Here is a 26,217-nt window from a genome sequence, read left to right on the forward strand (position 1 = left end):
CGATGCGCGACTGGCGCTGGATGCTGCTGGTGCTGGCCCTGCTGCTGGGCTGGCTGCAGTACCGCTTCTGGTTCGGTCCTGGCAACTCGGGTGAAGTGATGATGCTCGAAGCCCAGGTCGCCAACCAGGAGCGGGACAATGAGGGTCTGCAGCAGCGCAACGACGCGCTCGCTGCCGAAGTGAAGGACCTCAAGGAAGGCCAGTCCGCCATCGAGGAACGCGCGCGCAGCGAGCTGGGCATGATCAAGCCCGGCGAGAAGTTCTACCGCGTGGTCGAGGATGCGCCGGTCCACCCGGCGCAGCCTGCTGCCGGCGTCACTGCCCAGGCGGGCGAACACCCGGCAGACGTGCCATGAGCGCGGCGATCTGGGTCGTTGTTCCGGCCGCCGGCCGTGGCACCCGCTTCGGTGCGCCGCTGCCCAAGCAGTACCTGCAGGCGGGCGGGCAGATCCTGCTCGCCCACACGCTGGACGCGCTGCTGGCGCACCCCGCCGTGGCCGGAGCGATGGTGGTGATCGGCCAGGACGACGCCGACTGGCCGGGCTGGAATGAGTGGTCGGGCAAGCCGGTGCTGACCTGCATCGGCGGCGCGACCCGTGCCGCCTCGGTGCTGGCCGGGCTGCAGGCGCTGCCGGACTCGGTGCGCGCCGACGAATTCGTGCTGGTCCACGATGCCGCGCGACCGAACCTGTCGCTGGCCGATCTCGGTCGTCTGCTTGAAGTCGGTCGTGCCGACCCGGTCGGGGCGATCCTGGCTGCGCCGGTGCGCGACACCCTCAAGCGCGCTGGCGACGACGGCGGCATCGATGGCACCGAGCCACGCGAGCGCCTGTGGCGCGCACTGACGCCGCAGCTGTTCCGCCGCCACCAGCTCAGCCGCGCGCTGTCTGACGCTGCGGCCGCCGGTGTTGACGTCACCGACGAGGCCATGGCCATGGAACGTCAGGGTCAGCGCCCGCTGCTGGTGGAAGGCAGCGAGGACAACTTCAAGGTCACCACCCCGGCCGATCTGGACCGGTTCGAATTCGTACTTTCCCGCCGCGCCGGCTGACCGTCCGCGCGGCCCTGTTGCAAGGGTTGCATCCATGAGCACCGCACCGTTCCCGCCCGTCCGTATCGGCCAGGGCTACGACGTCCATGCCTTCGGTGAAGGCGACCACATCATGCTTGGCGGCGTGAACGTGCCGCACAGCTGCGGCGTGCTCGCGCACAGCGATGGCGACGTGATCCTCCACGCCCTGTGTGATGCGATGCTCGGCGCGTTGGCGCTGGGCGATATCGGCCAGCATTTCCCGCCGAGCGACGACCGCTGGAAGGGCGCCGACAGCAGTGATTTCGTTCGCCATTGCGACAGCCTGCTGCGCGAGCGTGGCTGGCGCGTCGGCAACACCGACATCACCGTGATCTGCGAGCGGCCGAAGGTCGGTCCGCATGCGCTGGCCATGCGTGAGCGCATCGGTGGGTTGCTGCAGTTGCCGCTGGATGCGGTCAGCGTCAAGGCCACAACGTCTGAGAAGCTGGGCTTCACCGGCCGTGGCGAAGGCATCGCCGCACAGGCGGTGGTACTGCTGGTGGCGGCATGATTCCGCTGCCGTTGGCGTTTGGTGCACCGTTGCTGACGGCGCGCATCCGCACCACGCCGGACGATTTCCAGGTTGACGAACTGCCGGCCTTCGAGGCGACCGGTGAAGGCGAACACCTGCTGCTGCACATCCGCAAGCGCGGTGCCAACACCGTGCATGTGGCCAAGCTGCTGGCCAAGTGGGCAGGCCTGCCGGAAATGGCGGTGAGCTACGCCGGCATGAAGGATCGCCATGCGGTCACCACCCAGCGTTTCAGCGTGCACCTGCCCAAGCGCATCGCGCCGGACTTGGCCGAGCTGGCCAGTGACGAGATCGAAGTGCTCGAAGCCACTTGGCACAACCGCAAGCTGCAGCGTGGCGCACTGGCCGGCAACCGCTTCAAGCTGGTGCTGCGCGAGGTGCAGGGTGATGCCACGGCGATCAGCGAGCGTCTGCAGCAGATTGCCGAGCGCGGCCTGCCGAACTGGTTCGGCGAACAGCGCTTTGGCCGCGACGGCGGCAACGTGCCGGCGGCACTGGCGATGTTCGGTGGCCGCCGCATGCGCAAGGACCAGCGTTCGCTGCTGCTCTCTGCAGCCCGCTCGGCGCTGTTCAACCGCGTGCTGGCCGCGCGCGTGGAGCAGGGCAACTGGGATCAGCCGCTCGATGGCGAAGTGTGGATGCTCGATGGCAGCCGCAGCGTGTTCGGACCCGAGCCGTACACCGACGTGCTGGCCGAGCGGCTGGCGCGTTTCGACATCCATCCCAGCGCGCCGCTGTGGGGCGAAGGCGAGCTGCGCAGCGCCGACGCGGCACGTGAGCTGGAGCTGGCCGCGCTGGACGACGAGGAGTCAAAGGCACTGCGGGCCGGCCTGGAAGACGCACGGCTGAAGCAGGAGCGCCGCGCATTGCGCCTGCGCCCGGCGCTGCTGCAGCACCAGTGGCTGGCCGACGACGTGCTGGAACTGTCGTTCGCGCTGCCGCCGGGCTGCTACGCCACCGCCGTGCTGCACGAGCTCGGCCCGGTCGAAGACGCCTCTCAGGCCTGACAGGAAAAGGGGACGGAGGGAATTAAGTCGTTTGTGGCACAAACGACTTAATTCCCTCCGTCCCCTTTTTCATCTGCGCGCCAGCAGCACCAGCATCGCGCCGGTACCGCCTTGTCCGGTCGGTGCCGAGTGAAATGCCAGCACGTCGTTGCGCAGCCGCAGCAGGCGATCGACCAGGTTCTTCAGCACCGGCGCACCGCCATCAGACTGCAATCCCTTGCCATGGATGATGCGCACGCAGCCATAGTCGTGTGCATGTGCCTCCAGCAGGAACTGGCGCAACAGCGTCTCGGCCTGCGCAGCGGTGGCGCCGTGCAGGTCCAGCTCGTCCTGCACCGAGTACTGGCCACGCTTGAGGCGCTGGAACAGGCGTGGTGGCAGATTGTCTCGGCGATAGCTGGCTACGTCACCGGCTTCCAGCGGCGTACTGTCGCGCAGCAGCCGGGCGAATTCGCCGGCGGCTTCGGCCTCGTCACGTTCGGCCATGCGCGCGCGCGGCTTCGGCCGGGGCGCGGCAGGCGCCGGCTCGGCATCCTTGCGCAGCGGCGTCACTTCGCCGATGGCCGCACGGAACAATGCGGCCGGATCTTCGTCTTCAGGGTGCGACATGCGCACAGGGTAAACCGCCGGCGCAGCTCTGCCTATGACGGTTCGATGTCGGTCATGACCGCCGACAGGGTAGGACCGGCGGCTCGCATGCGGCACAATAGACGATGCCCTTGCAGGGTCGACGGCTTCCGCAGGGGAGTACGGCGGTCCCGCCCACACTGCACGGTGACGGAATCGAATTCTTGGAAAATCAAGCGGTTAAATCGAAGATGCGAATCCTGGTCAGTAACGACGATGGCGTCGACGCCGCAGGCATCCGGATGCTTGCCTCGGTGCTGCGCGAGGCCGGCCACGAAGTGACGGTGGTCGCCCCCGACCGTGACCGCTCCGGTGCCAGCAACTCTCTGACCCTGGACCTGCCGATCCGCCTCAAGCGCATCGACCATTACACCGTTTCGGTGGCCGGTACCCCGACCGACTGCGTGCACCTGGCGCTGACCGGGCTGCTCGAGTTCGAGCCTGACATTGTCGTGTCCGGCATCAACAATGCCGCCAATCTCGGTGATGACGTGATCTACTCCGGCACCGTTTCGGCGGCGATGGAAGGCCGCTTCCTTGGCCTGCCGGCGGTGGCGGTTTCGCTGGTCAGCCGCAACCACGATCCGAAGCACTTCGAAACCGCCGCGCGCGCCGCAGTCGAGATCGTCGCCCGGCTCAAGGCCGACCCGCTGCCGGCCGACACCATCCTCAACGTCAACGTGCCTGATCTGCCGTGGAGCGAGGTCAAGGGCTTCGAGGTCACCCGCCTCGGCAACCGCCACCGCGCCGAAGGCTGCATCGCGCAGAAAGACCCGCGCGGCAACGAGGTGTACTGGATCGGCCCGGCCGGCCGTGAGCAGGATTCCGGCCCCGGTACCGACTTCCATGCGGTGCGCACCGGGCATATCTCGATCACCCCGATCCAGGTGGACCTGACCCGCTACCAGGCACTGGAGAAAGTGGCCAGCTGGGTCGGCGGCCTCAGTGCCGCGCTGGACCAGCCGGCATGAGTCCACGCCTGCGCCTGCAACCGGAAGCCGTCGGTATCGGCATGACCTCGCAGCGTGTGCGTGACCGCCTGGTCGACCGCCTGCGCGAAGCCGGCATCGTCGACGAGCCGACCTTGAATGCGATCCGGGTGGTGCCGCGCCATCTGTTCATCGACGAGGCACTGGCCTCGCGCGCGTATGAAGACACTGCGCTGCCGATCGGCCACGGCCAGACCATCTCGCAGCCCTGGGTGGTCGCGCGGATGACCGAGGCGGTCCTCCAGGTCGCACCGAAACGGGTGCTGGAAGTCGGCACCGGTTCCGGTTACCAGGCCGCCATCCTCGGTGCGCTGGGCCTGGAGGTCTACACCGTGGAGCGCATCGGCGATCTGCTGCGACAGGCCCGCAAGCGCTTCCGTGCGCTGGGAATGAACATCCGCACCAAGCATGACGACGGTCGCGTCGGCTGGGCCGAGCACGGTCCGTTCGATGCCATCGTGGTCACTGCGGCGGCGCCGGCACTGGTCGACGCCCTGATCGAGCAACTGGCCGAGGGCGGCCGCCTGGTGGCGCCGGTCGGTGGCCCCGGGGCGCAGTCGCTGGTACAGCTGGACCGCAAGGCCGACGGCAGCATCGAACAACACGTGCTGGCGCCGGTCACGTTCGTGCCGCTGCTGTCTGGCATGCTCGACTAATCCACGGAGCAGGGTTGCATGAAGATTTTCGGGCCGCTGTACGAGCGGGCGATGAAGTGGGCGGCGCACGAACGCGCGCCGACCTACCTGACGGTGTTGAGCTTCTTCGAGGCGATCATCTTCCCGGTGATGCCGGAGGTGATGCTGGCGCCGATGTGCGTGGCCCAGCCCAAGCGCGGTTGGTGGTTCGCCACCCTGAGCCTGGCCGGCTCGATGGTCGGCGCACTGGTTGGCTACGCGCTGGGTCATTACGCCTTCGAGGCGATCAAGCCGCTGTTCGAGGCGCTGGGTATGCTGCCGGCCATCGAGCAGGGCATCACCACCGTGCAGGCGAAGATGGCCGAGTCGCCGTGGGCAGTGTTCACCTTCCTGGTGCTGGGCGGATTCATGCCCATCCCGATGAAGGTCTTCACGTGGGCATCGGGTATCGTCGGTGTACCGATGCCGCAGTACCTGTTGAGCATGCTGATCGGTCGTGGCAAGCGCGTGTTCGTGCTGGCTGCGGTCATCCGTATCGGTGGTGCGCGTGCTGAAGCGGCACTGCGTCGCTGGATTGAACCGCTGGGCTGGATCGCCACCGCGCTGGTGGTGGTGCTGATCGCCTGGCTTGTATGGAGGTCGAAGTTCGCATGAGTCCTGATCGTCTGAGCAAGGGAGTGCGCATCGGCGCGCTGGCGTTGCTGGTTTCCACCCTGGCCGCCTGCGGCACCGCCACCGTGGTTCGTCCTGGTGGTGGCAGCGCCGGTGGCGGTGTGACCACGCCGAAGACCTCGGTACCCAAGCCGGGGCAGACCGTGGTGGTGCGCAAGGGCGACACCATCTATGCGCTGGCCCGCATCCATGACATCACCCCGGCCGACCTGATTGCCTGGAACAGCCTGGACAACCCCTCGACGATCTATCCGGGGCAGGTGATCCGGCTGTATCCCGCCGGTGCCAGCGGCGGCCGCGCGCCCACCACGGTGGTCACCCCGCCGCGTTCCGGTGGCAGCAGTGGCGGCAGCACCACGCCGGCCCCGGCGCCGGTCGGTCCGGTGAAGAGCAACATCGCCTGGCGCTGGCCGGCTGATGGCGCCATCGTTGGCCGTTACGTGGCTGGTGATGCGACCAAGCAGGGCGTCGACATCGCCGGCACCAGCGGCCAGGCGGTCAAGGCCACCGCCAACGGCGTGGTGGTGTATTCCGGCGCCGGCCTGGTGGGCTACGGCGAGCTGATCATCATCAAGCACAGCGACCAGTGGCTGTCGGCCTATGGCCACAACCGCAAGCGCCTGGTGAATGAAGGGCAGAGCGTGAAGGCCGGTGAGCAGATCGCCGAAATGGGCCGTACCGGTGCGAACCGCGACATGGTCCACTTCGAGATTCGCTACAACGGCAAGCCGGTCGACCCGCAGCAGTACCTGCCGGCACGCTGATCGTCAGATGCGATAGCGCCGGGCCATGCCCGGCGTTCCTGACCTGTAGAGTCGAGCCATGCTCGACCCGGGTACCGCAGAGTGGTCATTTGCGATCTTGTGTGTCGCAGGCTCACCTTCACGGCGGACGGGATACCCGGCATTCTTGATCGGTCCCAGTCGATCCGGTGCCCCATGCTCCGTCCTGCTTCCACTCTCGCGTTGCTCATCGTCGCGCCGCTGGCCTCCGCAGCCAGCGATCCGCGCGACGTGGTCACCCGTCTTTACGCGGCCGTCCAGGCGCCGGCTTCGGACGAAGCGACCATTCCGCCGTTGCTGGGCGATGCGCTGCGCTCAGCCATCGATGCGCAGCGCGCTTACGAGCGGACCTGTGCGGTGCTGGCCGCGCATGACGAGAAGCCGCACATGCTGGACCAGAGCCCGTATCTCATGGCGCCGGATCGGCCGGAAACGGTAAAGGTGGGGCTGCCCGCGACGAGCGGCGATGGCAGTTGGGTACCCGTCGAAATGGCGGTGGGCGACTATCGCTGGACCGACCGTGTCCTGCTGCAAAGGCAGGGCCAGGACTGGAAGGTCATGGACATCCGCTGGGGCCAGAGCGGCAACCTGATCGGGCGGCTGAAGCAGTTCTCGGCCTTCCGTTGCACCGCTTCTGGCGGCTAGCGCCGGGGCGCGCCCGACGCCTCGACTCAGCCTTCCAGAATGAAAGCGGCCGCGACCTTGCGGCCTTCGCCCGCCAGGATGTTGAAGGTGCGCGCGGCGGCCGGATTGTTCATCACTTCCAGGCCGATGCCGCGTGACAGGCAGGCAGCCATCACCACTGCCGGCGGGAATACCTGGCGGTCACCCGTGCCGAGCACGATCAGCGCCGGGTTCAGCGCCAGGATCGGCTCCAGGTCAGCCAGCTGCAGTGCGGTGGCGCTCACTACCGGCCATTGCGTGACCAGCTGGTCCGGGGTCAGGAAGAAACTGCTGCCCAGCACCTGGTCATTCACCTTGGCCGAGCGGCCATCGGCGGCGCGCAGGCTGTAGGCGTAATCGGGCGGTTCGTGGTTCAGCTGCATGGCAGTAAGGCGATCAGCCGCGCGGCAGCACGATCTGGCGCTGTTCCTTGCTCGGGCGGTACAGCACGGCGACGTGGCCGATGCGCTGTACCAACGCGCTCTCGGTGGCTTCGACGATCTCGCCGATCATCACGTCACGGGCGTCGCGGTCTTCGGCAGCGACCTTCACCTTGACCAGCTCGTGGCGCTCCAGCACTTCGTTCAGCTCAGCGATGAAGGCCGGGGTCACGCCCTTGCCGCCGGTCTGCAGCAGGGCCTTCAGGTCGTGGGCTTGGCCGCGCAGGAAACGGGTCTGGGAAGCGGTCAGGGCGATGGACATGCAGGAAAACACGGTTGAATGGGGCGATCAGGGTATCATGAGGACCCCATCAGCCCCTATTTTCAATGGCTACCCGCAGCAAAAGCAGCCAGCGCTGGCTCAAGGAACACTTCTCCGACCCCTTCGTGAAGAAGGCCCAGGCCGAAGGCATGCGCTCGCGCGCGGCCTACAAGCTCGAAGAGCTGCTGGAACGTGACCGGTTGCTGAAGCCGCACATGGTGGTGGTCGACCTCGGCGCGGCTCCGGGCGGCTGGTCTCAGCAGGTTAGGAGACAGATCGGCGATACCGGCCGCGTGCTGGCACTGGATATCCTGGACATGCCGCCGCTGGCCGGCGTGGAGTTCCTTCATGGTGACTTCAGGGAAGAAGCCGTTCTATCGCAGTTTGAAGCCATGCTCGGGGATCAGCCGGTAGACCTTGTGCTGTCGGACATGGCCCCCAATAAGAGTGGTGTAGGCGCGGTCGACCAGCCGCGGATGATGCACCTGGCGGAGCTGGCCCTGGATTTTGCCGACAACCACCTGAAGACCGGTGGGGCATTCCTGATCAAGCTGTTCCAGGGCGAGGGCTTTGACGACTACGTGCGCGACATGCGCCGCCGGTACGACAAGGTCTCCATCCGCAAGCCGGAAGCCTCGCGCAAGCGCTCTCCCGAGGTGTATGCCTTGGGTCAGGGAAAACGCGCCCACATGAAGTAAGCTCGCAACGTACGCAAGTTCGACCCCAACGCAACGCCAGCACTGAGAGGAACACCGGAGCCAATGAGGATGAACGACTTGACCAAGAACCTCCTGCTATGGGTGGTCGTCGCCGTCGTGCTGATGGTGGTCTTCCAGAGCTTCTCGCCGAAGTCCTCCGGGGCCGGCGCGCAGGGCGCGTCGTACTCGCAGTTCCTGGACCAGGTGGACAGCGGCAACGTGCAGAAGGTCGCCTTTGGCGGCGACATGCGCGGCGGCACCAGCCAGCTGACCTACACCACCCGCGGTGGGCAGTCGTCCACCATCACCGCACCGTTCGATCGTGACCTGATCAACGTGCTGCGTACCAAGAACGTGGAGATCGTGCAGGAGGAGCCGTCCAGCGGCATTTCCCTCGGCGCGATCCTGATGAATTTCCTGCCGGTCATCCTGATCATCGGCTTCTGGTTGTTCATCATGCGCCAGATGCAGGGCGGTGGCGGCGGTGCCAAGGGCGCGATGTCCTTCGGCAAGTCGCGCGCCAAGCTGCAGGGCGAAGACCAGATCAAGGTCACCTTCGCCGACGTCGCTGGCTGCGACGAGGCCAAGGAAGAAGTGGGCGAGCTGGTCGACTTCCTGCGCGACCCGTCCAAGTTCACCAAGCTGGGCGGCAAGATTCCGCGCGGCGTGCTGATGGTCGGCCCGCCGGGTACCGGCAAGACGCTGCTGGCCAAGGCCATCGCGGGCGAAGCCAAGGTGCCGTTCTTCTCGATCTCCGGTTCGGACTTCGTGGAAATGTTCGTCGGCGTCGGCGCCAGCCGCGTGCGCGACATGTTCGAGCAGGCCAAGAAGCACGCCCCCTGCATCATCTTCATCGACGAAATCGACGCCGTCGGTCGTCACCGTGGCGCCGGCCTGGGCGGCGGTCATGACGAGCGCGAGCAGACCCTGAACCAGCTGCTGGTCGAAATGGACGGTTTTGAAGGTGGCGAAGGCGTGATCGTGATCGCTGCGACCAACCGTCCGGACGTGCTGGATCCGGCGCTGCTGCGCCCGGGCCGTTTTGATCGCCAGGTCGTGGTCGGCCTGCCGGACGTGAAGGGTCGCGAGCACATCCTGAAGGTGCACATGCGCAAGCTGCCGCTGGCCGACGACGTCGAGCCGATGGTGATCGCGCGTGGTACCCCGGGCTTCTCCGGCGCCGACCTGGCCAACCTCTGCAACGAGGCTGCCCTGTTCGCCGCGCGTGGCAACGAGAAGGAGGTCCGCATGGACCACTTCGACCGTGCCCGCGACAAGATCCTGATGGGTGCCGAGCGCCGCTCGATGGCCATGAGCGAGGAGGAGAAGACCCTCACCGCCTACCACGAAGCCGGCCACGCCATCGTCGGCCGCCTGGTGCCCGAGCATGACCCGGTCTACAAGGTCACCATCATTCCGCGCGGCCGTGCGCTGGGTGTGACCATGTACCTGCCGGAAGGCGACAAGTACTCGATGAACCGAGTGGCGATCAAGTCGCAGCTGTGCTCGCTGTACGGTGGCCGCGTGGCCGAAGAGCTGATCTTCGGTGCCGACAAGGTCACCACCGGCGCCTCCAACGACATCGAGCGCGCCACCAAGATGGCCCGCAACATGGTCACCAAGTGGGGCCTGTCCGACCAGCTCGGCCCGATCGCCTATGGCGAAGAGGACGACGAGGTGTTCCTGGGCCGTTCGGTCACCCAGCACAAGAGCGTGTCCAACGACACCGCGCGCCGCATCGACGAGGAAGTGCGCAACATCCTCGACGAGGCTTACGCACGCACCACCGAGCTGATGACGGCCAACCTGGACAAGCTGCACGCGATGTCCCAGTTGCTGCTGCAGTACGAGACCATCGACGCGCCGCAGATCGACGCCATCATGGAAGGCCGCGATCCGCCGCCGCCGGCCGGTTGGAACAAGTCGAACAAGGATGGTGGCAACGACAAGGGCGGCGACGCCCGTCCGCTGCCGCCGATCGCAGGCCCGGCAGAATCGCACTGACGGCCCGCTGCACGTGACACCAGACGAGGCCGGGGCAACCCGGCTTCGTCGTTTCCGGGCCACTGGCCCATCCCGAAGAACTGATCTGACGCTGGAGCCCGCATGTCCGCCCCGAAGCCCGAACCGATTTCCCACACCGCCGAAATGGTGATCGCCACCGTGGTCGGCGTGGGTGTGGGCCTGGGGGCCGACAACCTGCTGCTGGGCTGCGTGGTGGGTATCGGGGTCGGCATCGTGCTGAGCATCGCCAAGACCCTGTACGTGGACCGCAAGCGCCGCCGCCGTTGAGGGGGTGTCGGCAGGGCTGCGCCCTGCACCCGTGGTAGTGCCGGCCGCTGGCCGGCAACCTCAACAGCAACAGCGAGTTTCTGGGGATGGCGGGGCGGTGTGGGTTGGCAGGACACGCCGTAAACCCGTCCTTGGGGGCTCGATGGCGCCATCCATGGCGCCAACGGTCCTGCCAACCTACACCGCCCCACCCCTGACAATTTCCTGCTGCTGTTGGTAGGTGTCGACCTTGGTCGACACGATAGATCCACGTCATGCGTGGATGAATCTTCATCGAAATTGAATATCTCGATATCTGTGAGATCTGAGCCGAGCATGGCTCGGCTCTACAGAAATGCCGACAGATCGCAGAAATCTGTCGAAGGCGGGGTGGGTCCGGTTGCGGGGGCGTGAGCCGCATGGATGCGGCGACCGAGCTTACATGGACGTACTTGCAGCGTCTCCCGCAACCGGACCCACCCCGCCATCCCTCAGTAAACCCGCTGTTGCTCCGGCTCTTGCTGTAGCTCTGGCCTCTGCGGGTGCAGGGCGCCGCCCTGCCGAACTAAACTACCCGCCGTTGTCCCTGCAGGATTGCCCATGTTCGATACCTCGCCCCAGCTCGATTGCGCCGGCCGCATCCTGCGCCTCGACCGTGCCCGGGTCATGGGCATCGTCAACGTCACCCCGGATTCGTTCTCCGATGGCGGCGCGCACGACACCACCGAGGCCGCGGTCGCACATGGCCTGAAGCTGGTCGAGGAGGGCGCGGACCTGCTCGATATCGGCGGCGAATCCACCCGTCCGGGCGCCGCCCCGGTATCGGTCGATGACGAGCTGCGCCGGGTGATTCCGGTGATCGAGCAGCTGGCCGCCCGTACCCAGGTGCCGATCAGCATCGATACCTTCAAGCCGGAGGTGATGCGTGCGGCGGTGGCCGCTGGCGCCGGCATGATCAACGACATCTACGGCCTGCGCCAGGAGGGGGCGCTGGACGCCGCCGCTGTAGCCGGCGTGCCGGTGGTGCTGATGCACATGCGGGGTGAGCCGGGCCACATGCAGGCCGATCCACACTACGACGATGTGGTCGCCGAGGTGCATGGCTTCCTGGTGCAGCGCCTGTTCGCTGCCGAGATGGCCGGCATTGCGAAGAAGAACCTGCTGGTCGATCTCGGTTTCGGCTTCGGCAAGACCACCGCCCACAACATGACCCTGCTGGCGCGCTCCGAGCGCTTCCTGGAACTGGGCGTGCCGATGCTGGCCGGCTTGTCGCGCAAGCGCAGCCTGGGGGAACTGACCGGCCGCGACACGCCGTCCGAACGCGTGGCCGCATCGGTGGCCGCGCACCTGATTGCGGTGCAGCGTGGTGCGCGCATCGTGCGCGTGCATGACGTAGCCGCCACTGTGGATGCGCTGAAGATCTGGCAGGCGGTCGAGGCGGTGCCGACGCCACGCGCTGACGCCACGCCGACGATCCGCTGGCCGGACGAAGACTGATGGGCATCGACCGGCGGCCGCTGGCGATCGCCGTGATGGGGCCGACCGCCAGTGGCAAGACCGCCACCGCGATCGCCCTGGCGAAGCAGCTGGATGGCGAGATCGTCAGCGTCGATTCGGCGCTGGTGTACCGCCACCTGGACATCGGCTCGGCCAAGCCGGATGCGGCCGAGCGCGCGCAGGCCCCCCACCATCTGCTGGACCTGCGCGATCCCTGGCAGACCTACTCGGCAGCCGAATTCGCCGCCGATGCCGGCCGGGTCGTGGCCGACATCGTGGCACGCGGCAAGATGCCGATCCTGGCCGGTGGCACTGGCCTGTACTTCCGCGCCCTGTTGCAGGGCCTGTCGCCGATGCCGGAGGCCGATCCGGCGACGCGCGAAGCACTCAGCGCCGAGGCGGCCGAGCGTGGCTGGGCGGCACTGCACGCAGAGCTGGCCCAGGTCGATCCGGCGGCGGCCGCACGCATCCATGCTACCGACCCGCAGCGCATCCAGCGGGCGCTGGAGGTCTATCGCCTGACCGGCACACCCATCACTGAATGGCAGCGCCGGCCGGGCGTCGCGCCATTGCCGGTGCGCACCCTCAAGCTGATCCTCGCCCCGCGTGACCGCGCGGTACTGCACCAGCGCATCGAGGCGCGCTTCGACGCCATGCTGGCGCAGGGCTTCCTGGACGAGGTGCGGGCACTGCGTGCAATGCCGGAAATGGCCGCCGTGACGGCGCCGCTGGACCTGCCGGCGGTGCGCGCGGTTGGCTATCGCCAGGCCTGGGAATACCTGGACGGGGAGGGTGATGCCGCCCGTTTCCGTGACAAGGCAATCTTCGCCACCCGGCAGCTGGCCAAGCGCCAGCTGACCTGGCTGCGCGGCGAGCTTGATGCGCGCTGGTTCGACCCCCATGTCGATGGGGAGCGCCTGGCCGGCGCGGTGTCGACCTTCGTCGCACGCTGAACCCCCGCCAGCCGTGTAACATCATCGGTCGGCGGGCGGCTCGGGGGCCGTGGCAACCGTCGGCAACCCAATAAGAACAATAATCAGGAGTGTGCAATGTCCAAGGGGCAATCGCTGCAGGATCCTTTCTTGAACGCACTGCGGCGCGAACGCGTGCCGGTTTCGGTGTACCTGGTCAACGGCATCAAGCTGCAGGGCACGATCGAGTCGTTCGACCAGTTCGTGGTCCTGCTGCGCAACACGGTCAGTCAGATGGTCTACAAGCACGCCATTTCCACGGTCGTTCCGGCACGCAACGTGAAGGTCGGTCCGGGTGGCGGTTACGTGCAGTCGGGTGAAGGTGGTCAGGCAGGTGATGAAGCAGACGAGTAATACCGGAGCGGTGAATGTTTGACCGCTCGAAAAAGGGTGAACACGCCCTGTTGATCCAGCCCCATTTCGGCAAGCTGGAAGACGATGTGCTGGAAGAATTCGGTGATCTGGCCCGCTCGGCTGGGGCCAGCATCGCCGCGACGATCACCGCGCGCCTGGATCGTCCGAATCCGTCGACCCTGATCGGCAGCGGCAAGCTGGACGAGATCAAGGCCGCGGCCGACGCCAGCGGTGCCGACCTGATCCTGGTCAACCATGCGTTGAGCCCGGGCCAGGAGCGCAACCTGGAACGCTTCCTCGAGCGCCGGGTGATCGACCGAACCGGCCTGATCCTGGACATCTTCGCCCAGCGTGCGCACAGCCACGAGGGCAAGCTGCAGGTTGAGCTGGCACAGCTGCGTCACCTGGCCACGCGGCTGGTGCGCGGCTGGACCCACCTGGAGCGCCAGCGCGGTGGTTCGATCGGCCTGCGTGGCCCGGGTGAAACCCAGCTGGAAACCGACCGCCGCCTGTTGCAGAAGCGGGTCGAGCAGCTGCAGAAGCGGCTGGAAAAGGTCGAGGTGCAGCGCACCCAGATGCGCCGTGCGCGCGTGCGCAGCGAGCTGCCGCGTGTCGCCCTGGTGGGCTACACCAACGCCGGCAAGTCGACCCTGTTCAACGCCATGACCGGCGCCGAGGCTTATGCCGCCGACCAGCTGTTTGCCACGCTGGACCCGACCGTGCGCCGCATCGCGGTGCCGGGCGGCAACGTGGTGCTGGCCGACACCGTCGGCTTCGTCCGCGATCTGCCGCATGACCTGGTCGCTGCCTTCCGCTCGACCCTGTCCGAGGCGCGCGAGGCCGATTTCCTGCTGCACGTGGTCGACGCCGCCGATCCGCACCGCGAGGAGCGCATCGCCCAGGTGGACGAGGTGCTGACCGCGGTCGGTGCCGGTGATCTGCCGCAGTTGCTGGTGTTCAACAAGATCGACCGCATCGAAGGTGCCGACGTCCGCCACGATGGCCAGGACGGTATCCCGGATGAGTCGCGCCGGGAGCGGGTGTGGATTTCCGCGCGTGACGGGCAGGGCCTGGAGCTGCTGCAGGCGGTGCTGGGCAAGCGCCTGGGCCTGCAGCATGTCACCGGCGAACTGCGCCTGCCGCCGGATGCCGGCCGCCTGCGTGCGCGCCTGCACCAGCTGGAAGTGATCCGCAGCGAGCAGGCCGACGAAGACGGCTGGCTGCTGCAGGTCGACCTGCCGATTGCCGAAGCCGAAAAACTGGCTGCCAGTGCCGACGGCGCGCCGATCCGGGCGCTGCTGCCGGAGAAACTGCCGGAGTGGTGAGGTAGCGGCCCATGCCCGGTAGTGCCGGCCGCTGGCCGGCAGCGCAACCATGCGAAGGGGCGCGACATCCGGCTGTCATCTGCGGTACAACGTGCAGGTTCTTCACCCCACCGTCATGCCGATGTCCATTCCCACCGATGCTGAACTCAACGCCCAGTCCGCCGCGCTCGGGCAGCGCCTGCAGCAGGCTTCGCTGCAGCTGGTGACCGCTGAAAGCTGCAGTGGTGGGTGGATCGCCAAGTGCATGACCGACATCGCCGGTTCCTCGGCGTTCTTCGACTGCGGCATGGTGGTCTACAGCTACGAGGCCAAGCAGCGCCTGCTGGGCGTGCGTGCGCAGACGCTGGAGCAGTTCGGCGCGGTCAGCCGCGAAACCGTGCTGGAAATGGTGTCCGGTGCGCTGGTCAATTCCGGCGCCGGTATCGCCGTGGCGGTGACCGGCATCGCCGGTCCTGGTGGCGGCAGCCCGGACAAGCCTGTCGGCAGCGTCTGGATTGGCTGGAAGCGCCGCGGTGGCTACGCCCGTGCCGAGCTGTTCCAGTTCGACGGCGACCGCGAAGCCATCCGCCGGCAAACCGTGGCGGCGGCATTGCGCGGTATCGACGCCCAGCTGTGACATGCTGCTCCGGTAATCGTCCGGAGCACGCATGATGTGGGAAACGCTGGGCACGGTCCGTGACCTGGGCCGACTGCAGGAAATCGCCGTTGTCCTGATCCGCTATGGCTTCGGCGACGTGGTGCGGCGCATCGGCCTGGCCAGCACGCTGGAGCGGGCAGGGCGCCTGCTGCACTGGAACGAGGAGCGGCAGGAACTGTTGCGGATGACCGCGCCGGTGCGCGTGCGCAGCGCGATGCAGGATCTCGGCCCGACCTTCGTCAAGCTCGGCCAGGTACTGGCGACGCGCGTCGACCTGCTGCCGCCGGAATGGATCGCCGAGCTTTCTGAACTGCAGAACGCAGTGCCGGCGCTGCCGTACGCGGATATCCGCGAGCAGCTCGAGGCCGACCTTGGCGCATCGCCTTCAGAAGTGTTCGCCTTCCTTGATGAAACCCCGATGGCCGCCGCCTCGTTGGCGCAGGCCCACCGCGCGCGCCTGCATGACGGTCGCGAGGTGGTGCTGAAGGTGCGTCGCCCCGGCATCCGCGATGTGGTCGAGGCCGACCTGCGGCTGCTGGCCCGCTTGGCGGAGATCGTCGAGGCGCGCCTGCCGGACCTGCGCCGCTATCGCCCGGCCGAGGTGGTGCAGCAGTTCACCGTGTCGCTGCGTCGCGAGCTGGATTTCGCCGCCGAATGCCGCAATGCCGAGCGCATCGCGCGCAACTTCAAAGGCCGCGACGACATCCTGATTCCCGACGTGCACTGGCAGTGGACCTGCGAAAGCCTCAACGTGCAGGACTTCGTCGACGGCATTCCAGGGCGTGATCTGGCTGGCGTTGATGCGGCAGGACTGGACCGGCGCGAACTGGCGCGACGCGGTGCGGACATCGTGCTGAAGATGGTGCTGGAGGACGGCAGCTTCCACGCTGATCCGCACCCGGGCAACATCATCTACCTGCGTGACGGCCGCATCGGTGTGATCGATTTCGGCATGGTCGGTGCGCTGTCCGAAGTGCGTCGTTTTCAGGTCGCGCAGCTGCTGCACGGGCTGGTCGAGCAGGACCCGCAGGGTGTGGCCGACGTGCTGCTGGACTGGGCCGGCGGCGTGGAAGTGGACGAGAACCGGCTGCAGCACGACATCAGCCAGTTCGTCGACCAGTACCGTGGCGTGCCGCTGAAGGACCTGCGCATCGGTCTGATGCTGGGCGACATCACCCAGCTGCTGCGCAGCTACAGCCTGACCCTGCCGGCCGACCTGGCGCTGATGATCAAGGCGTTCCTGACCCTGGAAGGCATGGGGCGGCAGCTGGACCCTGATTTCGACATGGCCAGTGCCGCGCGCCCGTTCCTGGAACGGGTGGTGCTGCAGCGCTATGCGCCCAGGGCCCTGCTCAAGCGCGGCCGCCGCAGCTTGCTGGGCCTGGTCGACTTCGCCGGTGAACTGCCCCGCGACCTGCGCAAGCTGGTCCAGGCCGCCCGCCGTGGGCGTCTGCAGCTGAAGGTGGAAACCACGGCGCTGCAGGGCTTCGGCGAGCAGGTCAACCGTGCGGCGAACCGGCTGGTGATGGGCATCGTCACTGCCGCCCTGATCATCGGCTCGTCGATCGTGATGCACAGCGTTGGCGGCGTCTCCAGCCGTTGGCTGCTGGCACTGGGCGTGTGCGGCTTCATCGGCGCCGGCTTCTGCGGCGTCTGGATCCTGTTTTCGATCTGGAGAAGCGGCAAGCACACATAGTGTGCTTGCCGCAGCGGTTCCCAACGGGAGCCGCGGAATCGCTGCGCGATTCCTGTAGAGCCGACCGCTGGTCGGCTGCTTCTGCTCTCGCCTTTGTCTCTGCCAGCCAGGCCAAGCCCGGCGACGATTACCGAGCACAGCTCGGCACCACAGCTGTCGCCGTGTCGCCCCCGGCACTTGCAGTTCCGCTCATTAGTAGTAATACTACTAACCATGGACCTGACCGACACCCAGCAGGCGATCCTGCAGTTGATCGCCGAGCGTATCGAGAGCGAAGGCGCGCCGCCGTCGCAGACTGAAATCGCACGTGCGTTCGGCTTCAAGGGCGTGCGCGCGGCCCAGTACCACCTGGAAGCCCTGGAGCAGGCCGGTGCGATCCGTCGCATCCCGGGCCAGGCCCGCGGCATCCGCCTGGTACAGGCGCCACCGGTCGAGAAGCTGGCCGAGCCGGGCCTGCCCGACAGCGTCCTGCGCCTGCCGGTGCTGGGCCGTGTCGCAGCCGGTCTGCCGATTGGTGCTGATATCGGCTCGGACGACTTCGTGGTGCTGGACCGGGTGTTCTTCTCGCCGGCACCGGATTACCTGTTGAAGGTGCAGGGCGATTCGATGATCGACGAGGGCATCTTCGACGGTGACCTGATCGGCGTGCACCGCACCCGCGATGCCCATTCCGGACAGATCGTCGTGGCCCGCATCGATGACGAGATCACCGTCAAGCTGCTGAAGATCGCCAAGGATCGTATCCGCCTGCTGCCGCGTAACCCCGACTACAAGCCGATCGAGGTGCTGCCTGACCAGGACTTCTCGATCGAGGGCCTCTATTGCGGCCTGTTGCGACCCAACCGTTGACCCGTTCCATAGCGCATTACCCCGCGGTCTTTTGTGGCGATTCTCTGGTTCCACTGAGGTTGGTACGGATGTCCGATAATTCTTTTCAGAGCGCCGGGCAGAATCTCAGCCTGTGCGATACGTCCGACTTAAAGTGAACCCATGGCAAAGAAGACCCCCAAAGACAGCACCTCCAACGACACGACCTCTGCAAGGACCAATCCGATGGACGAGAACAAGAAGCGCGCCCTCGCTGCAGCTCTGGGCCAGATCGAAAAGCAGTTCGGCAAGGGCTCGGTGATGCGCATGGGCGACCGCGTGGTCGAGCCCGTCGAAGCCATCCCGACCGGTTCGCTGATGCTCGACATCGCGCTGGGCATTGGTGGTCTGCCGAAGGGCCGTGTCGTTGAGATCTACGGGCCGGAATCCTCGGGCAAGACCACCTTGACCCTGCAGGCCATCGCCGAATGCCAGAAGATGGGCGGTACCGCGGCCTTCATCGACGCCGAGCACGCGCTGGACCCGATCTACGCCGCCAAGCTGGGCGTGAACGTGGACGACCTGCTGCTGTCGCAGCCGGATACCGGTGAGCAGGCGCTGGAAATCGCCGACATGCTGGTCCGTTCGGGTTCGGTCGACATCCTGGTGATCGACTCGGTTGCCGCGCTGACCCCGAAGGCCGAAATCGAAGGCGAGATGGGCGACCAGCTGCCAGGCCTGCAGGCGCGCCTGATGAGCCAGGCGCTGCGCAAGCTGACCGGCAACATCAAGCGCTCCAACACCCTGGTGATCTTCATCAACCAGCTGCGCATGAAGATCGGCGTGATGATGCCGGGCCAGAGCCCGGAAACCACCACGGGTGGCAACGCGCTGAAGTTCTACGCCTCGGTCCGCCTGGACATCCGCCGTATCGGCGCGATCAAGAAGGGTGACGAGATCATCGGTAACCAGACCAAGATCAAGGTCGTCAAGAACAAGCTGGCACCTCCGTTCAAGCAGGTCATCACCGAGATCCTGTATGGCGAAGGCATCAGCCGTGAAGGCGAGCTGATCGACATGGGTGTGGATGCCAAGCTGGTCGAGAAGGCTGGCGCCTGGTACAGCTACGGTGAAGAACGCATTGGCCAGGGCAAGGACAACGCCCGCGGCTACCTGCGCGACAACCCGACTGTCGCCGCCAAGCTCGAGGCCGAGCTGCGCGAGAAATTCCAGCCGGCCGAAGCGGCCCGCGAGGAAGGCGACGACGAAGGCGAAGACGAATAAGGCTTGCTGTGGGGCAGGGTGGCGCCGTCAGTGACGTCGCCCTGTCCCGCAGGTTCGAATCGCCCAGGGATGGGCTGGGCGCCACGGATGGCGCCACCCTTGGAGTACCCATGTCCGACGCCGAAGACATTCCGACCGGCCGCAAGCGCCGGCCGCGTGAGCAGACCCCCGTGCAACGGGCGCTGGGCCTGCTGGTCCGCCGCGAGCACTCGCGCAAGGAACTCACCCGCAAGCTGACCGCCCGTGGCATCGAAGACGAAGCCGCGCAGGCCGCTGTCGCCAAGTTGACCGAGGCCGGCTGGCAGGACGACACCCGTTTTGCCGAGAACCTGGTGAGGATGCGCGCCAACACCGGTTATGGGCCGATCCATGTCCGCGCCGAGCTGGGGACCCACGGCCTGGACAGTGCCGCGATTGCCGCAGCGATGGACAGCTACGAAGGCGACTGGCAGGAAAACGCCCGTGATCTGGTCCGCCGACGCTTTGGCGAGGCCGGCCCGCAGGACCTGACGCAGCGGCGCAAGGCCGCCGATCTGCTGGCCCGACGGGGCTTCGACGGCGACAGCATCCGCCGCGCAACCCGCTACGACCCGGATGACTGAGACTGGCGGCGCCGGGCCTGATACCCTTTAGGTTTTCGGCGGTCCCTCGCGACCCTGGCCAACGCGGCCGGTGGTCCGGGTCCGCCGGCCCGCAGACTGCCAGCCCCCAATGAACGCATCCGCCAAATTCACGACTTCCCAGATCCGCAGCGACTTCCTTGAATTCTTCAAGGGCAAAGGCCACACCATCGTGCCGTCGGCGCCGCTGGTGCCGGGCAATGATCCGACCCTGCTGTTCACCAACTCCGGCATGGTGCAGTTCAAGGACGTGTTCCTTGGCGCGGAGAAGCGCAGCTACGTGCGCGCGGCCGACGTGCAGCGCTGCCTGCGCGCCGGCGGCAAGCACAACGACCTTGACCAGGTCGGCTACACCGCACGCCACCACACCTTCTTCGAAATGCTGGGCAACTGGTCGTTCGGCGACTACTTCAAGAAGGACGCGATCGCCTGGGCTTGGGAGCTGCTGACCCAGGTCTGGAAGCTGCCGGCCGAGCGCCTGCTGGTCACCGTCTACCAGACCGACGACGAGGCCTACGCGCTGTGGCGCGACATGGTTGGCGTGCCGGAAGAGCGCATCGTGCGCATCGGCGACAACAAGGGCGCACCGTTCGCCTCGGACAACTTCTGGCAGATGGCCGACACCGGCCCGTGCGGCCCGTGCACCGAGATCTTCTACGACCACGGTGACCATATCGCCGGCGGCCCCCCGGGCTCCCCGGATGAGGACGGCGACCGCTTCATCGAAATCTGGAACCTGGTGTTCATGCAGTTCGACCGCCAGCCGGATGGCACCCTGGTGCCGCTGCCGGCACCGTGCGTGGATACCGGCATGGGCCTGGAGCGCCTGGCGGCGATTCTGCAGCACGTGCACACCAACTATGAGATCGACCTGTTCCAGGCGCTGATCCGCAAGGCGTCCGAACTGACCGGTACCGCCGATCTGGAGAACAAGTCGCTGCGGGTGATCGCCGATCACATCCGTGCCTGCTCGTTCCTGATCGTCGACGGCGTGCTGCCGTCCAACGAAGGCCGCGGCTACGTGCTGCGCCGTATCATCCGCCGCGCCCTGCGCCACGGCTGGATGCTGGGTGTGCGCCAGCCGTTCTTCAGCAAGCTGGTGCCGACCCTGGTCGAGCAGATGGGCGAGGCCTATCCGGAACTGCCGGCGGCGGTGGATACCGTCACCCGTGCGCTGCAGGCCGAGGAAGAGCGTTTCGCTGAAACCCTCGATGCCGGCATGAAGATCTTCGAGGACGTCGCGGGCAAGGCCAGCAATGGTGTGATCCCGGGTGTTGACGCGTTCCGCCTGTACGACACCTATGGCTTCCCGCTCGACCTGACCCAGGACATCGCCCGCGAGCGCGACCTGACCGTCGACATCGCCGGCTTCGATGCGGCGATGGAGCAGCAGCGAGAAACCGCGCGCGCGGCCGGCAAGTTCGGTGGTGGCGTGACCCTGCCTGCCGAGCTGGTGGCGACCCTCAGCCCGACCGTGTTTCTGGGGTATGACCGCCTGCAGGCCGACGGCCTGACCGTGCTGGCCCTGCTCAAGGACGGTCGTCCGGTGCAGTCGGCCGATGCCGGTGATGCGGTCATCGTGATCACCAACCAGACCCCGTTCTACGCCGAGTCCGGCGGCCAGGTCGGCGACACCGGCGTGCTCACCGGCAACGGCGTGCGCCTGGCGGTAGAAGACACCCAGAAGTTCGCCGGCCAGTTCCATGGCCACGTCGGCACCCTGTCCGAAGGCGGCCTGAAGGTCGGTGATGTGCTGTCCGGCCAGGTCGATGGCGAGCGCCGTGGCGCCACCATCCTCAACCACTCTGCCACCCACCTGCTGCACGCCGCCCTGCGCGAAGTGCTCGGCACCCACGTGCAGCAGAAGGGCTCGCTGGTGGCGCCGGATCGCCTGCGCTTCGACTTCTCGCACTTCCAGCCGATCAGCGCGGAAGAGCTGGCCGTGATCGAGCGCAAGGTCAACCAGCAGGTGCGTGCCAACAACGCTGCCGAAGTGCACAACATGGGCATGCAGGAAGCGCTGGACTTCGGCGCGATGGCCCTGTTCGGCGAGAAGTACGGCGAACACGTGCGCGTGCTGAAGATGGGTGACTACTCCACCGAGCTGTGCGGCGGTACCCACGTCAACCGCACCGGCGACATCGGCTTGTTCAAGATCACCTCCGAGGGCGGTGTCTCCGCTGGCGTGCGCCGTATCGAAGCGGTCACCGGCCAGGGCGCCCTGGACTACGTGGACGCCGAAGAGGCTCGCCTGGCCGAAGCCGCCGACCTGCTCGGTGGCAGCGCTGCCGACGTGGTCGAGAGGATCCGTGCCCTCGGCCAGCGCCAGAAGCAGCTGGAGCGCGAACTGGACGCCGTGAAGGCCAAGGTTGCCGCCGGTGCTACCGCCGACCTGTCCGGCCAGGCGGTCGAGGTTGCCGGTGTGAAGGTGCTGGCCGCCCGTCTGGAGGGCTTCGATGCCAAGGCCCTGCGTGACGCCATGGACCGCCTGAAGCAGCAGCTGGGCGATGCGGTGGTCGTGCTGGCTGGCGCCCAGGACGGCAAGGCCGCCCTGGTCGCAGGTGTGAACGGCAGCGCAATGGGCAAGGTCAAGGCCGGGGAACTGTTGTCCCATATCGCCGGTCAGATCGGGGGCAAGGGCGGCGGACGCCCGGACCTCGCCCAGGGTGGTGGCGAGGACGGGCCCGCCCTTGCCACTGCGCTGGCTGCAGTCGTCGAATGGGTCAGCCCCCGCCTGTGATGAACCTGGCCGTCCCCCTCCTTGTAGGAGCGGGACGGCTGACGGTACCATTGCGAATCTTTTCCCTTTGTCGTGGTAGCGCTTCTTGACGGAGCGTCAAGCCGGTGGGGGATACCCTTCCACACGGTTCCATGGAGACTTACAAAAATGTTGATCCTGACTCGCCGCGTCGGCGAAACCCTGATGATCGGTGACTCGGTGAGCGTCACCGTGCTTGGCGTCAAGGGTAACCAGGTGCGTATCGGCATCACCGCGCCGAAGGACGTCGCTGTGCATCGCGAAGAGATCTACCAGCGCATCCAGCGTGGTGATGAAGCCGGTGGCACCGGTAGCGAAAATTCTGCCGAATAACGCTTTACCTTCGCACTCGATTAACGTTATGATTCACGCCCCGCTGAGGTGCAACGCACCAGACGCGGAGAAAACCCCGGAGTGATGCCCGAGTGGCCGAAGGGGCTCCCCTGCTAAGGGAGTATAGGGTCAAAAGCTCTATCGAGGGTTCGAATCCCTCTCACTCCGCCAGATACAAAGAAGCGCCTGCAGATCCTCGATCTGCAGGCGTTTTTCTTTATCCGACACTCGAAAGTACAGCCGGCGTGGAGCTGGCTATTCTGGCTGATCGGTGCGGATGGCAGGCGTTGGCATGGGCGTCGCCGCTGGTGCCGGAGCGGGCGCACCGGGCAGCTGTGGCGGTTCAAGATAGCGAGGTGGGGTTTCCCGCCACAGCAAGGCAAGCGTGCAGTCGTTGGCACGTTCCCTGCACATTCTTTCGGCCTTCCGCTGCGCGGCGTCCGCCGTCTTCTCACCCAGTGCAAAGCCCAACGCAATCGTGCCGGTCGCTATGGCCGAATAGCCTTCGCTGGTGGTGCTGGCGGACTGACCGCAATTGCGCGATCGCGCTGCGCAGTAGTGCAGCGACTGCTGCATCGCAGTGGTGAGGGAAGACTGGTTCATCGAATAGCCGTAGCGGCCATCCTTGTCGTAGGTGATCGCAGACGCAGCACTTGCGGCTGATGAAACGGACAACAACAGCGCCAGTGAAACTGCATGCTTCCAGTTCATCACGCTCTCCTCTTTTGCCGATGGTGAATCAACCGGTGAATGTTGCGCAACCCCGCAGGGGGGCGGGGGAGAACGCCTGCAGGCCATTTGCCCGCAGGCGCGTACCGACGCGTTCGATCCTCAGAGCTTCACCGTCACGCCCACCTGGAAACCGCGCCCGGGCAGCGGCGCGATGTACTTCAGCGGCGAGTTGTGCGGCCGTGCTTCTTGATTGAGCAGGTTGCTGCCGTTGACGAACACCTCCATGCCGGCGATGTAGCTGTTGCGTACCGGCAGCTCACGGCTGATCTGCAGGTCGACCAGGTTGAACGCATCCAGTGGCACTTCCTGGCTGACATTGCGGCCCAGGTACTTCTGCGTGTCGTAGTAGGTGCTGGACAGCTGCGCCTTCCAGCCTTCGCGCTGCCACTGCAGGGTGGCACCGTAGCGGTTGGTCGGCATGTTCGGCAGGTACTTGCCGTCATTGTGGGCACGCAACGAATCGGGGCGGTCGGCCTTGTTCTTCACCAGGTCGGCGAAGGCGGACACGTTCAACGTGCCGTAGCGGCCCAGGTCCAATGCCTGCGAGGCATCGATCTCGAAGCCCTTCACCGTGGTGTCGGTCTGCTTCCAGTACTTCAGCGGCAGGCGGTTGGCGGTCTGCACGCCCGAGTAACCCAGGTACAGATAGTTCTGGTACTTCATCCGGTACGCGGTGGCCGACAGTTCGAAACCACCAAGGTGGAACAGGCCGGTCAGTTCCAGGTTCTTCGCGCGCTCCGGTTCGAGGTTCTGGTTGCCTTCTTCCTGGGTCATCACCGAATAGTGGGCATTGCTCGCATACAACTCGTTGATCTCCGGTGCGCGCTGCGAGGACGAGTAGCGCACCTTGGCGACGAACAACGGACCGAGCTCGACATACGATCCCAGGCTGTAGCTGTTGAGCCGGTAGTCGCGGTCCTGCAGTTTCGCGTTGGCGGCATTGCGCGCGGTCTTGAAGCGGCTTGGTCGCAGGTCATGGTCAACGCGCTCGTGGCGCACGCCAGCGTCGAAACTGGCCCAGCCGAAGTCCAGCGTCTCCTTCAGGAACACCGCATTGCTGCGCGTGTCCACGTCCGGCAGGTAGCGCTGCGAGCCGCTGCCGGTGACATCACGCGACTGATGGCTGAAACCGAGCAGGCCGCTGAGCGGGCCGATGCGTTGATGGCTGAGCAGCAGCTCGGCCTGGGTGCTCTCGAAATCGTAGTCGTTGGCCTTGGTGGCGCCCAGCCGCTCGCCTGAGGTGTTGTCCAGCTTGGAAACACGGAGTTCCGCGCGCTCGAACCACGGCAGTGGATCACGCAGCAGGGCTTCCAGCGCGTAGCGCTGTTGCTTGATCACCACGCCCACCGGCAGGCCATCGGCATAGTTGGAACCGAACGACAGGTTCTGCATCGAAAAGCCCGGTACGCCGTACTCGCTGTCCTTGGCATCGATGCTGACACCCACGTAGCCACGGTCGAAGAACAAGGTCGAGCCGAAGGCCACCTGACTGTTGCGCGCATAGCTGTTGCCCAGCCGGTGATGGTAGTCGGGTGTGACATCGTTGTTGATCTGCTTCTGCACGTACGACGGCGTGCCGGGCACGTAGGCCGGGTTGACCGGATTGATGTAGGTGCGGCGCTGCCAGACCGAGATCGGATTGTTGGTGTAGAACGAGAAATCACCATCGGCCCAGTCCGGGTTCTCGGTCATGAACTGGTCGATGTATGGCTGCGAGGCTTTGTTGTAGATCTGCTGGACGCGCGCCTCTTTCTGGCAGGCGTCGGCCAGTGCCGAGTTGACGCCCCCGCCTGCCGGGAACAGCCCGGTGTTGCAGACGCTGGCCTTGCTGTTGCCGGGGATGTCGTAGTGCGAGATGCGCTGCCGCGACACCTGCAGATTGGTGGAGATGTTGCGTTGATTGTTGAAGTTCATGCGGAAGCCCTGCGCGTCGGCCGCGTTGAAGCCCTTGCGCAGGACCAGTTCCATCGACTGATCCCTGTCTTCCATGCTGCGCGAGATCAGGCCCGAGTCGATCTCCACGCTGCCGCCGATCGCATTGCCCCCATAGCGCACGGTGTCGGAAGACTTGTTGACGGTGACACTGCGTACGAACAGCGGATCGAACGGGATGTTGATGTCACCGCTGATCGCGTTCATGCCCAGAATCGATTGGCCGTCCTGCAGGATCTGCACGCGGTTGCCGCTGAGGCTGCGGATGACCGGGGCGCCCGCATTCGGCCCGAAGGCGCTGCTCTGCACACCGGAGACGTGTTCGAGCAGGCCGCCGAGGGTGCGGTTCTGCGCCTGCGGATTGTCGACGGTGACCCGGCTGTCGATGCGCGAAGGCTGGGTGGCCTGGACCTGGAGGGTGGGGAGGGTGGGTTCGTCCGCGGCCTGGGCGGTGTGGACGGCGAACAGAATGGCTGCAGCAAGGAGATGGCGGCGCATGACACGACCCGTGAAGTTGATGTGAAATGTTATAACGTAACTATTTGTATCGACAAGGGCGGATTGGGCCTTGCCGCCAGGGCTGGATATGAGAACGCTTCTCATATGAGAATGGCGGGTGAT

Annotated in this window: 28 protein-coding genes and 1 tRNA gene; 24 read left to right on the forward strand and 5 right to left on the reverse strand. The window is 66.1% G+C overall.

Annotated elements, in window-relative coordinates:
• The first annotated feature begins 2 nt into the window (after positions 1–2).
• From ftsB to truD, 4 genes are read left to right on the forward strand one after another with little or no spacing between them, the layout of a single operon-like run.
• Complete coding sequence (gene ftsB, locus ACSYAO_RS07560; protein WP_032130117.1) at positions 3–356, forward strand: cell division protein FtsB; 354 nt, start codon at positions 3–5, stop codon at positions 354–356.
• Positions 353–1,051 carry a 2-C-methyl-D-erythritol 4-phosphate cytidylyltransferase gene (ispD, locus tag ACSYAO_RS07565; RefSeq protein ID WP_049462713.1) on the forward strand — a complete coding sequence of 233 codons (699 nt, stop codon included), beginning with the start codon at positions 353–355 and terminating at the stop codon, positions 1,049–1,051. Before ftsB ends, ispD begins: the two co-directional genes overlap by 4 nt.
• 34 nt (positions 1,052–1,085) lie before the next feature.
• Complete coding sequence (gene ispF, locus ACSYAO_RS07570) at positions 1,086–1,583, forward strand: 2-C-methyl-D-erythritol 2,4-cyclodiphosphate synthase (protein ID WP_005409005.1); 498 nt, start codon at positions 1,086–1,088, stop codon at positions 1,581–1,583.
• Positions 1,580–2,611: a tRNA pseudouridine(13) synthase TruD gene (gene truD / locus ACSYAO_RS07575; protein ID WP_049400378.1), complete on the forward strand. Its 1,032-nt coding sequence runs from the start codon at positions 1,580–1,582 to the stop codon at positions 2,609–2,611. Before ispF ends, truD begins: the two co-directional genes overlap by 4 nt.
• A 69-nt stretch (positions 2,612–2,680) precedes the next feature.
• Here the strand turns inward: truD and ACSYAO_RS07580 are convergent, their stop codons facing one another.
• A complete protein-coding gene (locus ACSYAO_RS07580; RefSeq protein WP_049462714.1) occupies positions 2,681–3,220 on the reverse strand; it encodes a Smr/MutS family protein in 540 nt (179 codons plus the stop codon).
• Positions 3,221–3,429: 209 nt separating this feature from the next.
• Here ACSYAO_RS07580 and surE point away from each other — a divergent pair, with 209 nt between their 5' ends.
• The 5 genes from surE (at position 3,430) to ACSYAO_RS07605 (ending at position 6,961) form a co-directional block, all read left to right on the forward strand.
• A complete protein-coding gene (gene surE, locus ACSYAO_RS07585) occupies positions 3,430–4,209 on the forward strand; it encodes a 5'/3'-nucleotidase SurE (RefSeq protein WP_049462715.1) in 780 nt (259 codons plus the stop codon).
• Positions 4,206–4,883: a protein-L-isoaspartate(D-aspartate) O-methyltransferase gene (locus tag ACSYAO_RS07590; RefSeq protein ID WP_010485977.1), complete on the forward strand. Its 678-nt coding sequence runs from the start codon at positions 4,206–4,208 to the stop codon at positions 4,881–4,883. The genes surE and ACSYAO_RS07590 overlap by 4 nt, the downstream gene beginning before the upstream one ends.
• Before the next feature lie 18 nt (positions 4,884–4,901).
• Entirely contained in the window at positions 4,902–5,516 is a 615-nt protein-coding gene (locus ACSYAO_RS07595; protein ID WP_014036746.1) for a YqaA family protein, read from the forward strand.
• The gene (locus tag ACSYAO_RS07600) at positions 5,513–6,298 is read left to right on the forward strand and encodes a peptidoglycan DD-metalloendopeptidase family protein (protein WP_049462716.1); all 786 of its coding nucleotides are present in this window, start codon (positions 5,513–5,515) and stop codon (positions 6,296–6,298) included. The genes ACSYAO_RS07595 and ACSYAO_RS07600 overlap by 4 nt, the downstream gene beginning before the upstream one ends.
• Positions 6,299–6,472: 174 nt before the next feature.
• Positions 6,473–6,961: a hypothetical protein gene (locus ACSYAO_RS07605; RefSeq protein WP_049462717.1), complete on the forward strand. Its 489-nt coding sequence runs from the start codon at positions 6,473–6,475 to the stop codon at positions 6,959–6,961.
• 26 nt (positions 6,962–6,987) lie between these two features.
• On the opposite strand, the gene ACSYAO_RS07610 is transcribed toward ACSYAO_RS07605, so the two are convergent.
• The gene (locus ACSYAO_RS07610; RefSeq protein WP_012510659.1) at positions 6,988–7,362 is read right to left on the reverse strand and encodes an Mth938-like domain-containing protein; all 375 of its coding nucleotides are present in this window, start codon (positions 7,360–7,362) and stop codon (positions 6,988–6,990) included.
• Positions 7,363–7,375: 13 nt separating this feature from the next.
• The gene (gene yhbY, locus ACSYAO_RS07615; protein ID WP_004152868.1) at positions 7,376–7,681 is read right to left on the reverse strand and encodes a ribosome assembly RNA-binding protein YhbY; all 306 of its coding nucleotides are present in this window, start codon (positions 7,679–7,681) and stop codon (positions 7,376–7,378) included.
• Between the two features lie 65 nt (positions 7,682–7,746).
• Between yhbY and rlmE the strand changes: the two genes are divergently transcribed.
• From rlmE to ACSYAO_RS07690, 15 genes are all read left to right on the forward strand, one after another.
• The gene (rlmE, locus tag ACSYAO_RS07620; protein WP_005409014.1) at positions 7,747–8,379 is read left to right on the forward strand and encodes a 23S rRNA (uridine(2552)-2'-O)-methyltransferase RlmE; all 633 of its coding nucleotides are present in this window, start codon (positions 7,747–7,749) and stop codon (positions 8,377–8,379) included.
• Between the two features lie 69 nt (positions 8,380–8,448).
• Positions 8,449–10,383: an ATP-dependent zinc metalloprotease FtsH gene (ftsH, locus tag ACSYAO_RS07625; RefSeq protein ID WP_010485966.1), complete on the forward strand. Its 1,935-nt coding sequence runs from the start codon at positions 8,449–8,451 to the stop codon at positions 10,381–10,383.
• 102 nt (positions 10,384–10,485) lie between these two features.
• A complete protein-coding gene (locus tag ACSYAO_RS07630) occupies positions 10,486–10,671 on the forward strand; it encodes a hypothetical protein (RefSeq protein ID WP_005409016.1) in 186 nt (61 codons plus the stop codon).
• A gap of 579 nt (positions 10,672–11,250) precedes the next feature.
• Positions 11,251–12,147, forward strand: coding sequence for a dihydropteroate synthase (folP, locus tag ACSYAO_RS07635; protein ID WP_049461273.1), 897 nt, complete (start codon positions 11,251–11,253; stop codon positions 12,145–12,147).
• Complete coding sequence (miaA, locus tag ACSYAO_RS07640; protein WP_049461275.1) at positions 12,147–13,100, forward strand: tRNA (adenosine(37)-N6)-dimethylallyltransferase MiaA; 954 nt, start codon at positions 12,147–12,149, stop codon at positions 13,098–13,100. Before folP ends, miaA begins: the two co-directional genes overlap by 1 nt.
• 96 nt (positions 13,101–13,196) lie before the next feature.
• Positions 13,197–13,472: an RNA chaperone Hfq gene (gene hfq, locus ACSYAO_RS07645; protein WP_004152891.1), complete on the forward strand. Its 276-nt coding sequence runs from the start codon at positions 13,197–13,199 to the stop codon at positions 13,470–13,472.
• Between the two features lie 14 nt (positions 13,473–13,486).
• Positions 13,487–14,797, forward strand: a complete 1,311-nt coding sequence (gene hflX, locus ACSYAO_RS07650; RefSeq protein ID WP_032128411.1) for a ribosome rescue GTPase HflX — start codon at positions 13,487–13,489, stop codon at positions 14,795–14,797.
• A 121-nt stretch (positions 14,798–14,918) separates the two neighbouring features.
• Complete coding sequence (locus tag ACSYAO_RS07655; protein WP_010484249.1) at positions 14,919–15,413, forward strand: CinA family protein; 495 nt, start codon at positions 14,919–14,921, stop codon at positions 15,411–15,413.
• A 34-nt stretch (positions 15,414–15,447) separates the two neighbouring features.
• A complete protein-coding gene (gene ubiB, locus ACSYAO_RS07660; RefSeq protein WP_049461320.1) occupies positions 15,448–17,130 on the forward strand; it encodes a 2-polyprenylphenol 6-hydroxylase in 1,683 nt (560 codons plus the stop codon).
• A gap of 213 nt (positions 17,131–17,343) precedes the next feature.
• On the forward strand, positions 17,344–17,979 hold the full coding sequence (lexA, locus tag ACSYAO_RS07665) for a transcriptional repressor LexA (RefSeq protein ID WP_032128412.1): 636 nt from the start codon (positions 17,344–17,346) through the stop codon (positions 17,977–17,979).
• Between the two features lie 204 nt (positions 17,980–18,183).
• Entirely contained in the window at positions 18,184–19,221 is a 1,038-nt protein-coding gene (gene recA, locus ACSYAO_RS07670) for a recombinase RecA (protein WP_005412937.1), read from the forward strand.
• 110 nt (positions 19,222–19,331) lie between these two features.
• Positions 19,332–19,823: a recombination regulator RecX gene (recX, locus tag ACSYAO_RS07675; protein WP_005409024.1), complete on the forward strand. Its 492-nt coding sequence runs from the start codon at positions 19,332–19,334 to the stop codon at positions 19,821–19,823.
• Between the two features lie 109 nt (positions 19,824–19,932).
• Positions 19,933–22,581, forward strand: coding sequence for an alanine--tRNA ligase (gene alaS, locus ACSYAO_RS07680; RefSeq protein WP_049461276.1), 2,649 nt, complete (start codon positions 19,933–19,935; stop codon positions 22,579–22,581).
• A 147-nt stretch (positions 22,582–22,728) separates the two neighbouring features.
• Positions 22,729–22,932, forward strand: a complete 204-nt coding sequence (csrA, locus tag ACSYAO_RS07685) for a carbon storage regulator CsrA (RefSeq protein ID WP_004152909.1) — start codon at positions 22,729–22,731, stop codon at positions 22,930–22,932.
• Between the two features lie 78 nt (positions 22,933–23,010).
• Positions 23,011–23,103, forward strand: a tRNA-Ser gene (locus tag ACSYAO_RS07690).
• 84 nt (positions 23,104–23,187) lie between these two features.
• On the opposite strand, the gene ACSYAO_RS07695 is transcribed toward ACSYAO_RS07690, so the two are convergent.
• Together ACSYAO_RS07695 and ACSYAO_RS07700 are read right to left on the reverse strand one after the other, a co-directional pair.
• Positions 23,188–23,643: a DUF4189 domain-containing protein gene (locus ACSYAO_RS07695; protein ID WP_049461278.1), complete on the reverse strand. Its 456-nt coding sequence runs from the start codon at positions 23,641–23,643 to the stop codon at positions 23,188–23,190.
• Between the two features lie 120 nt (positions 23,644–23,763).
• Complete coding sequence (locus tag ACSYAO_RS07700; RefSeq protein ID WP_197655748.1) at positions 23,764–26,094, reverse strand: TonB-dependent receptor; 2,331 nt, start codon at positions 26,092–26,094, stop codon at positions 23,764–23,766.
• Positions 26,095–26,217: the final 123 nt, after the last annotated feature.

The organism is Stenotrophomonas sp. STK16_22, from assembly GCF_051984505.1.
In the GTDB taxonomy this organism is placed as follows: domain Bacteria; phylum Pseudomonadota; class Gammaproteobacteria; order Xanthomonadales; family Xanthomonadaceae; genus Stenotrophomonas; species Stenotrophomonas maltophilia_A.

Bases quoted from the DNA above. Each gene is read 5' to 3' on its own strand.
- ftsB (WP_032130117.1), top strand. From the start codon at position 3: ATGCGCGACTGGCGCTGGATGCTGCTGGTGCTGGCCCTGCTGCTGGGC.
- ispD (WP_049462713.1), top strand. From the start codon at position 353: ATGAGCGCGGCGATCTGGGTCGTTGTTCCGGCCGCCGGCCGTGGCACC.
- ispF (WP_005409005.1), top strand. From the start codon at position 1,086: ATGAGCACCGCACCGTTCCCGCCCGTCCGTATCGGCCAGGGCTACGAC.
- truD (WP_049400378.1), top strand. From the start codon at position 1,580: ATGATTCCGCTGCCGTTGGCGTTTGGTGCACCGTTGCTGACGGCGCGC.
- ACSYAO_RS07580 (WP_049462714.1), bottom strand. From the start codon at position 3,220: ATGTCGCACCCTGAAGACGAAGATCCGGCCGCATTGTTCCGTGCGGCC.
- surE (WP_049462715.1), top strand. From the start codon at position 3,430: ATGCGAATCCTGGTCAGTAACGACGATGGCGTCGACGCCGCAGGCATC.
- ACSYAO_RS07590 (WP_010485977.1), top strand. From the start codon at position 4,206: ATGAGTCCACGCCTGCGCCTGCAACCGGAAGCCGTCGGTATCGGCATG.
- ACSYAO_RS07595 (WP_014036746.1), top strand. From the start codon at position 4,902: ATGAAGATTTTCGGGCCGCTGTACGAGCGGGCGATGAAGTGGGCGGCG.
- ACSYAO_RS07600 (WP_049462716.1), top strand. From the start codon at position 5,513: ATGAGTCCTGATCGTCTGAGCAAGGGAGTGCGCATCGGCGCGCTGGCG.
- ACSYAO_RS07605 (WP_049462717.1), top strand. From the start codon at position 6,473: ATGCTCCGTCCTGCTTCCACTCTCGCGTTGCTCATCGTCGCGCCGCTG.
- ACSYAO_RS07610 (WP_012510659.1), bottom strand. From the start codon at position 7,362: ATGCAGCTGAACCACGAACCGCCCGATTACGCCTACAGCCTGCGCGCC.
- yhbY (WP_004152868.1), bottom strand. From the start codon at position 7,681: ATGTCCATCGCCCTGACCGCTTCCCAGACCCGTTTCCTGCGCGGCCAA.
- rlmE (WP_005409014.1), top strand. From the start codon at position 7,747: ATGGCTACCCGCAGCAAAAGCAGCCAGCGCTGGCTCAAGGAACACTTC.
- ftsH (WP_010485966.1), top strand. From the start codon at position 8,449: ATGAACGACTTGACCAAGAACCTCCTGCTATGGGTGGTCGTCGCCGTC.
- ACSYAO_RS07630 (WP_005409016.1), top strand. From the start codon at position 10,486: ATGTCCGCCCCGAAGCCCGAACCGATTTCCCACACCGCCGAAATGGTG.
- folP (WP_049461273.1), top strand. From the start codon at position 11,251: ATGTTCGATACCTCGCCCCAGCTCGATTGCGCCGGCCGCATCCTGCGC.
- miaA (WP_049461275.1), top strand. From the start codon at position 12,147: ATGGGCATCGACCGGCGGCCGCTGGCGATCGCCGTGATGGGGCCGACC.
- hfq (WP_004152891.1), top strand. From the start codon at position 13,197: ATGTCCAAGGGGCAATCGCTGCAGGATCCTTTCTTGAACGCACTGCGG.
- hflX (WP_032128411.1), top strand. From the start codon at position 13,487: ATGTTTGACCGCTCGAAAAAGGGTGAACACGCCCTGTTGATCCAGCCC.
- ACSYAO_RS07655 (WP_010484249.1), top strand. From the start codon at position 14,919: ATGTCCATTCCCACCGATGCTGAACTCAACGCCCAGTCCGCCGCGCTC.
- ubiB (WP_049461320.1), top strand. From the start codon at position 15,448: ATGTGGGAAACGCTGGGCACGGTCCGTGACCTGGGCCGACTGCAGGAA.
- lexA (WP_032128412.1), top strand. From the start codon at position 17,344: ATGGACCTGACCGACACCCAGCAGGCGATCCTGCAGTTGATCGCCGAG.
- recA (WP_005412937.1), top strand. From the start codon at position 18,184: ATGGACGAGAACAAGAAGCGCGCCCTCGCTGCAGCTCTGGGCCAGATC.
- recX (WP_005409024.1), top strand. From the start codon at position 19,332: ATGTCCGACGCCGAAGACATTCCGACCGGCCGCAAGCGCCGGCCGCGT.
- alaS (WP_049461276.1), top strand. From the start codon at position 19,933: ATGAACGCATCCGCCAAATTCACGACTTCCCAGATCCGCAGCGACTTC.
- csrA (WP_004152909.1), top strand. From the start codon at position 22,729: ATGTTGATCCTGACTCGCCGCGTCGGCGAAACCCTGATGATCGGTGAC.
- ACSYAO_RS07695 (WP_049461278.1), bottom strand. From the start codon at position 23,643: ATGAACTGGAAGCATGCAGTTTCACTGGCGCTGTTGTTGTCCGTTTCA.
- ACSYAO_RS07700 (WP_197655748.1), bottom strand. From the start codon at position 26,094: ATGCGCCGCCATCTCCTTGCTGCAGCCATTCTGTTCGCCGTCCACACC.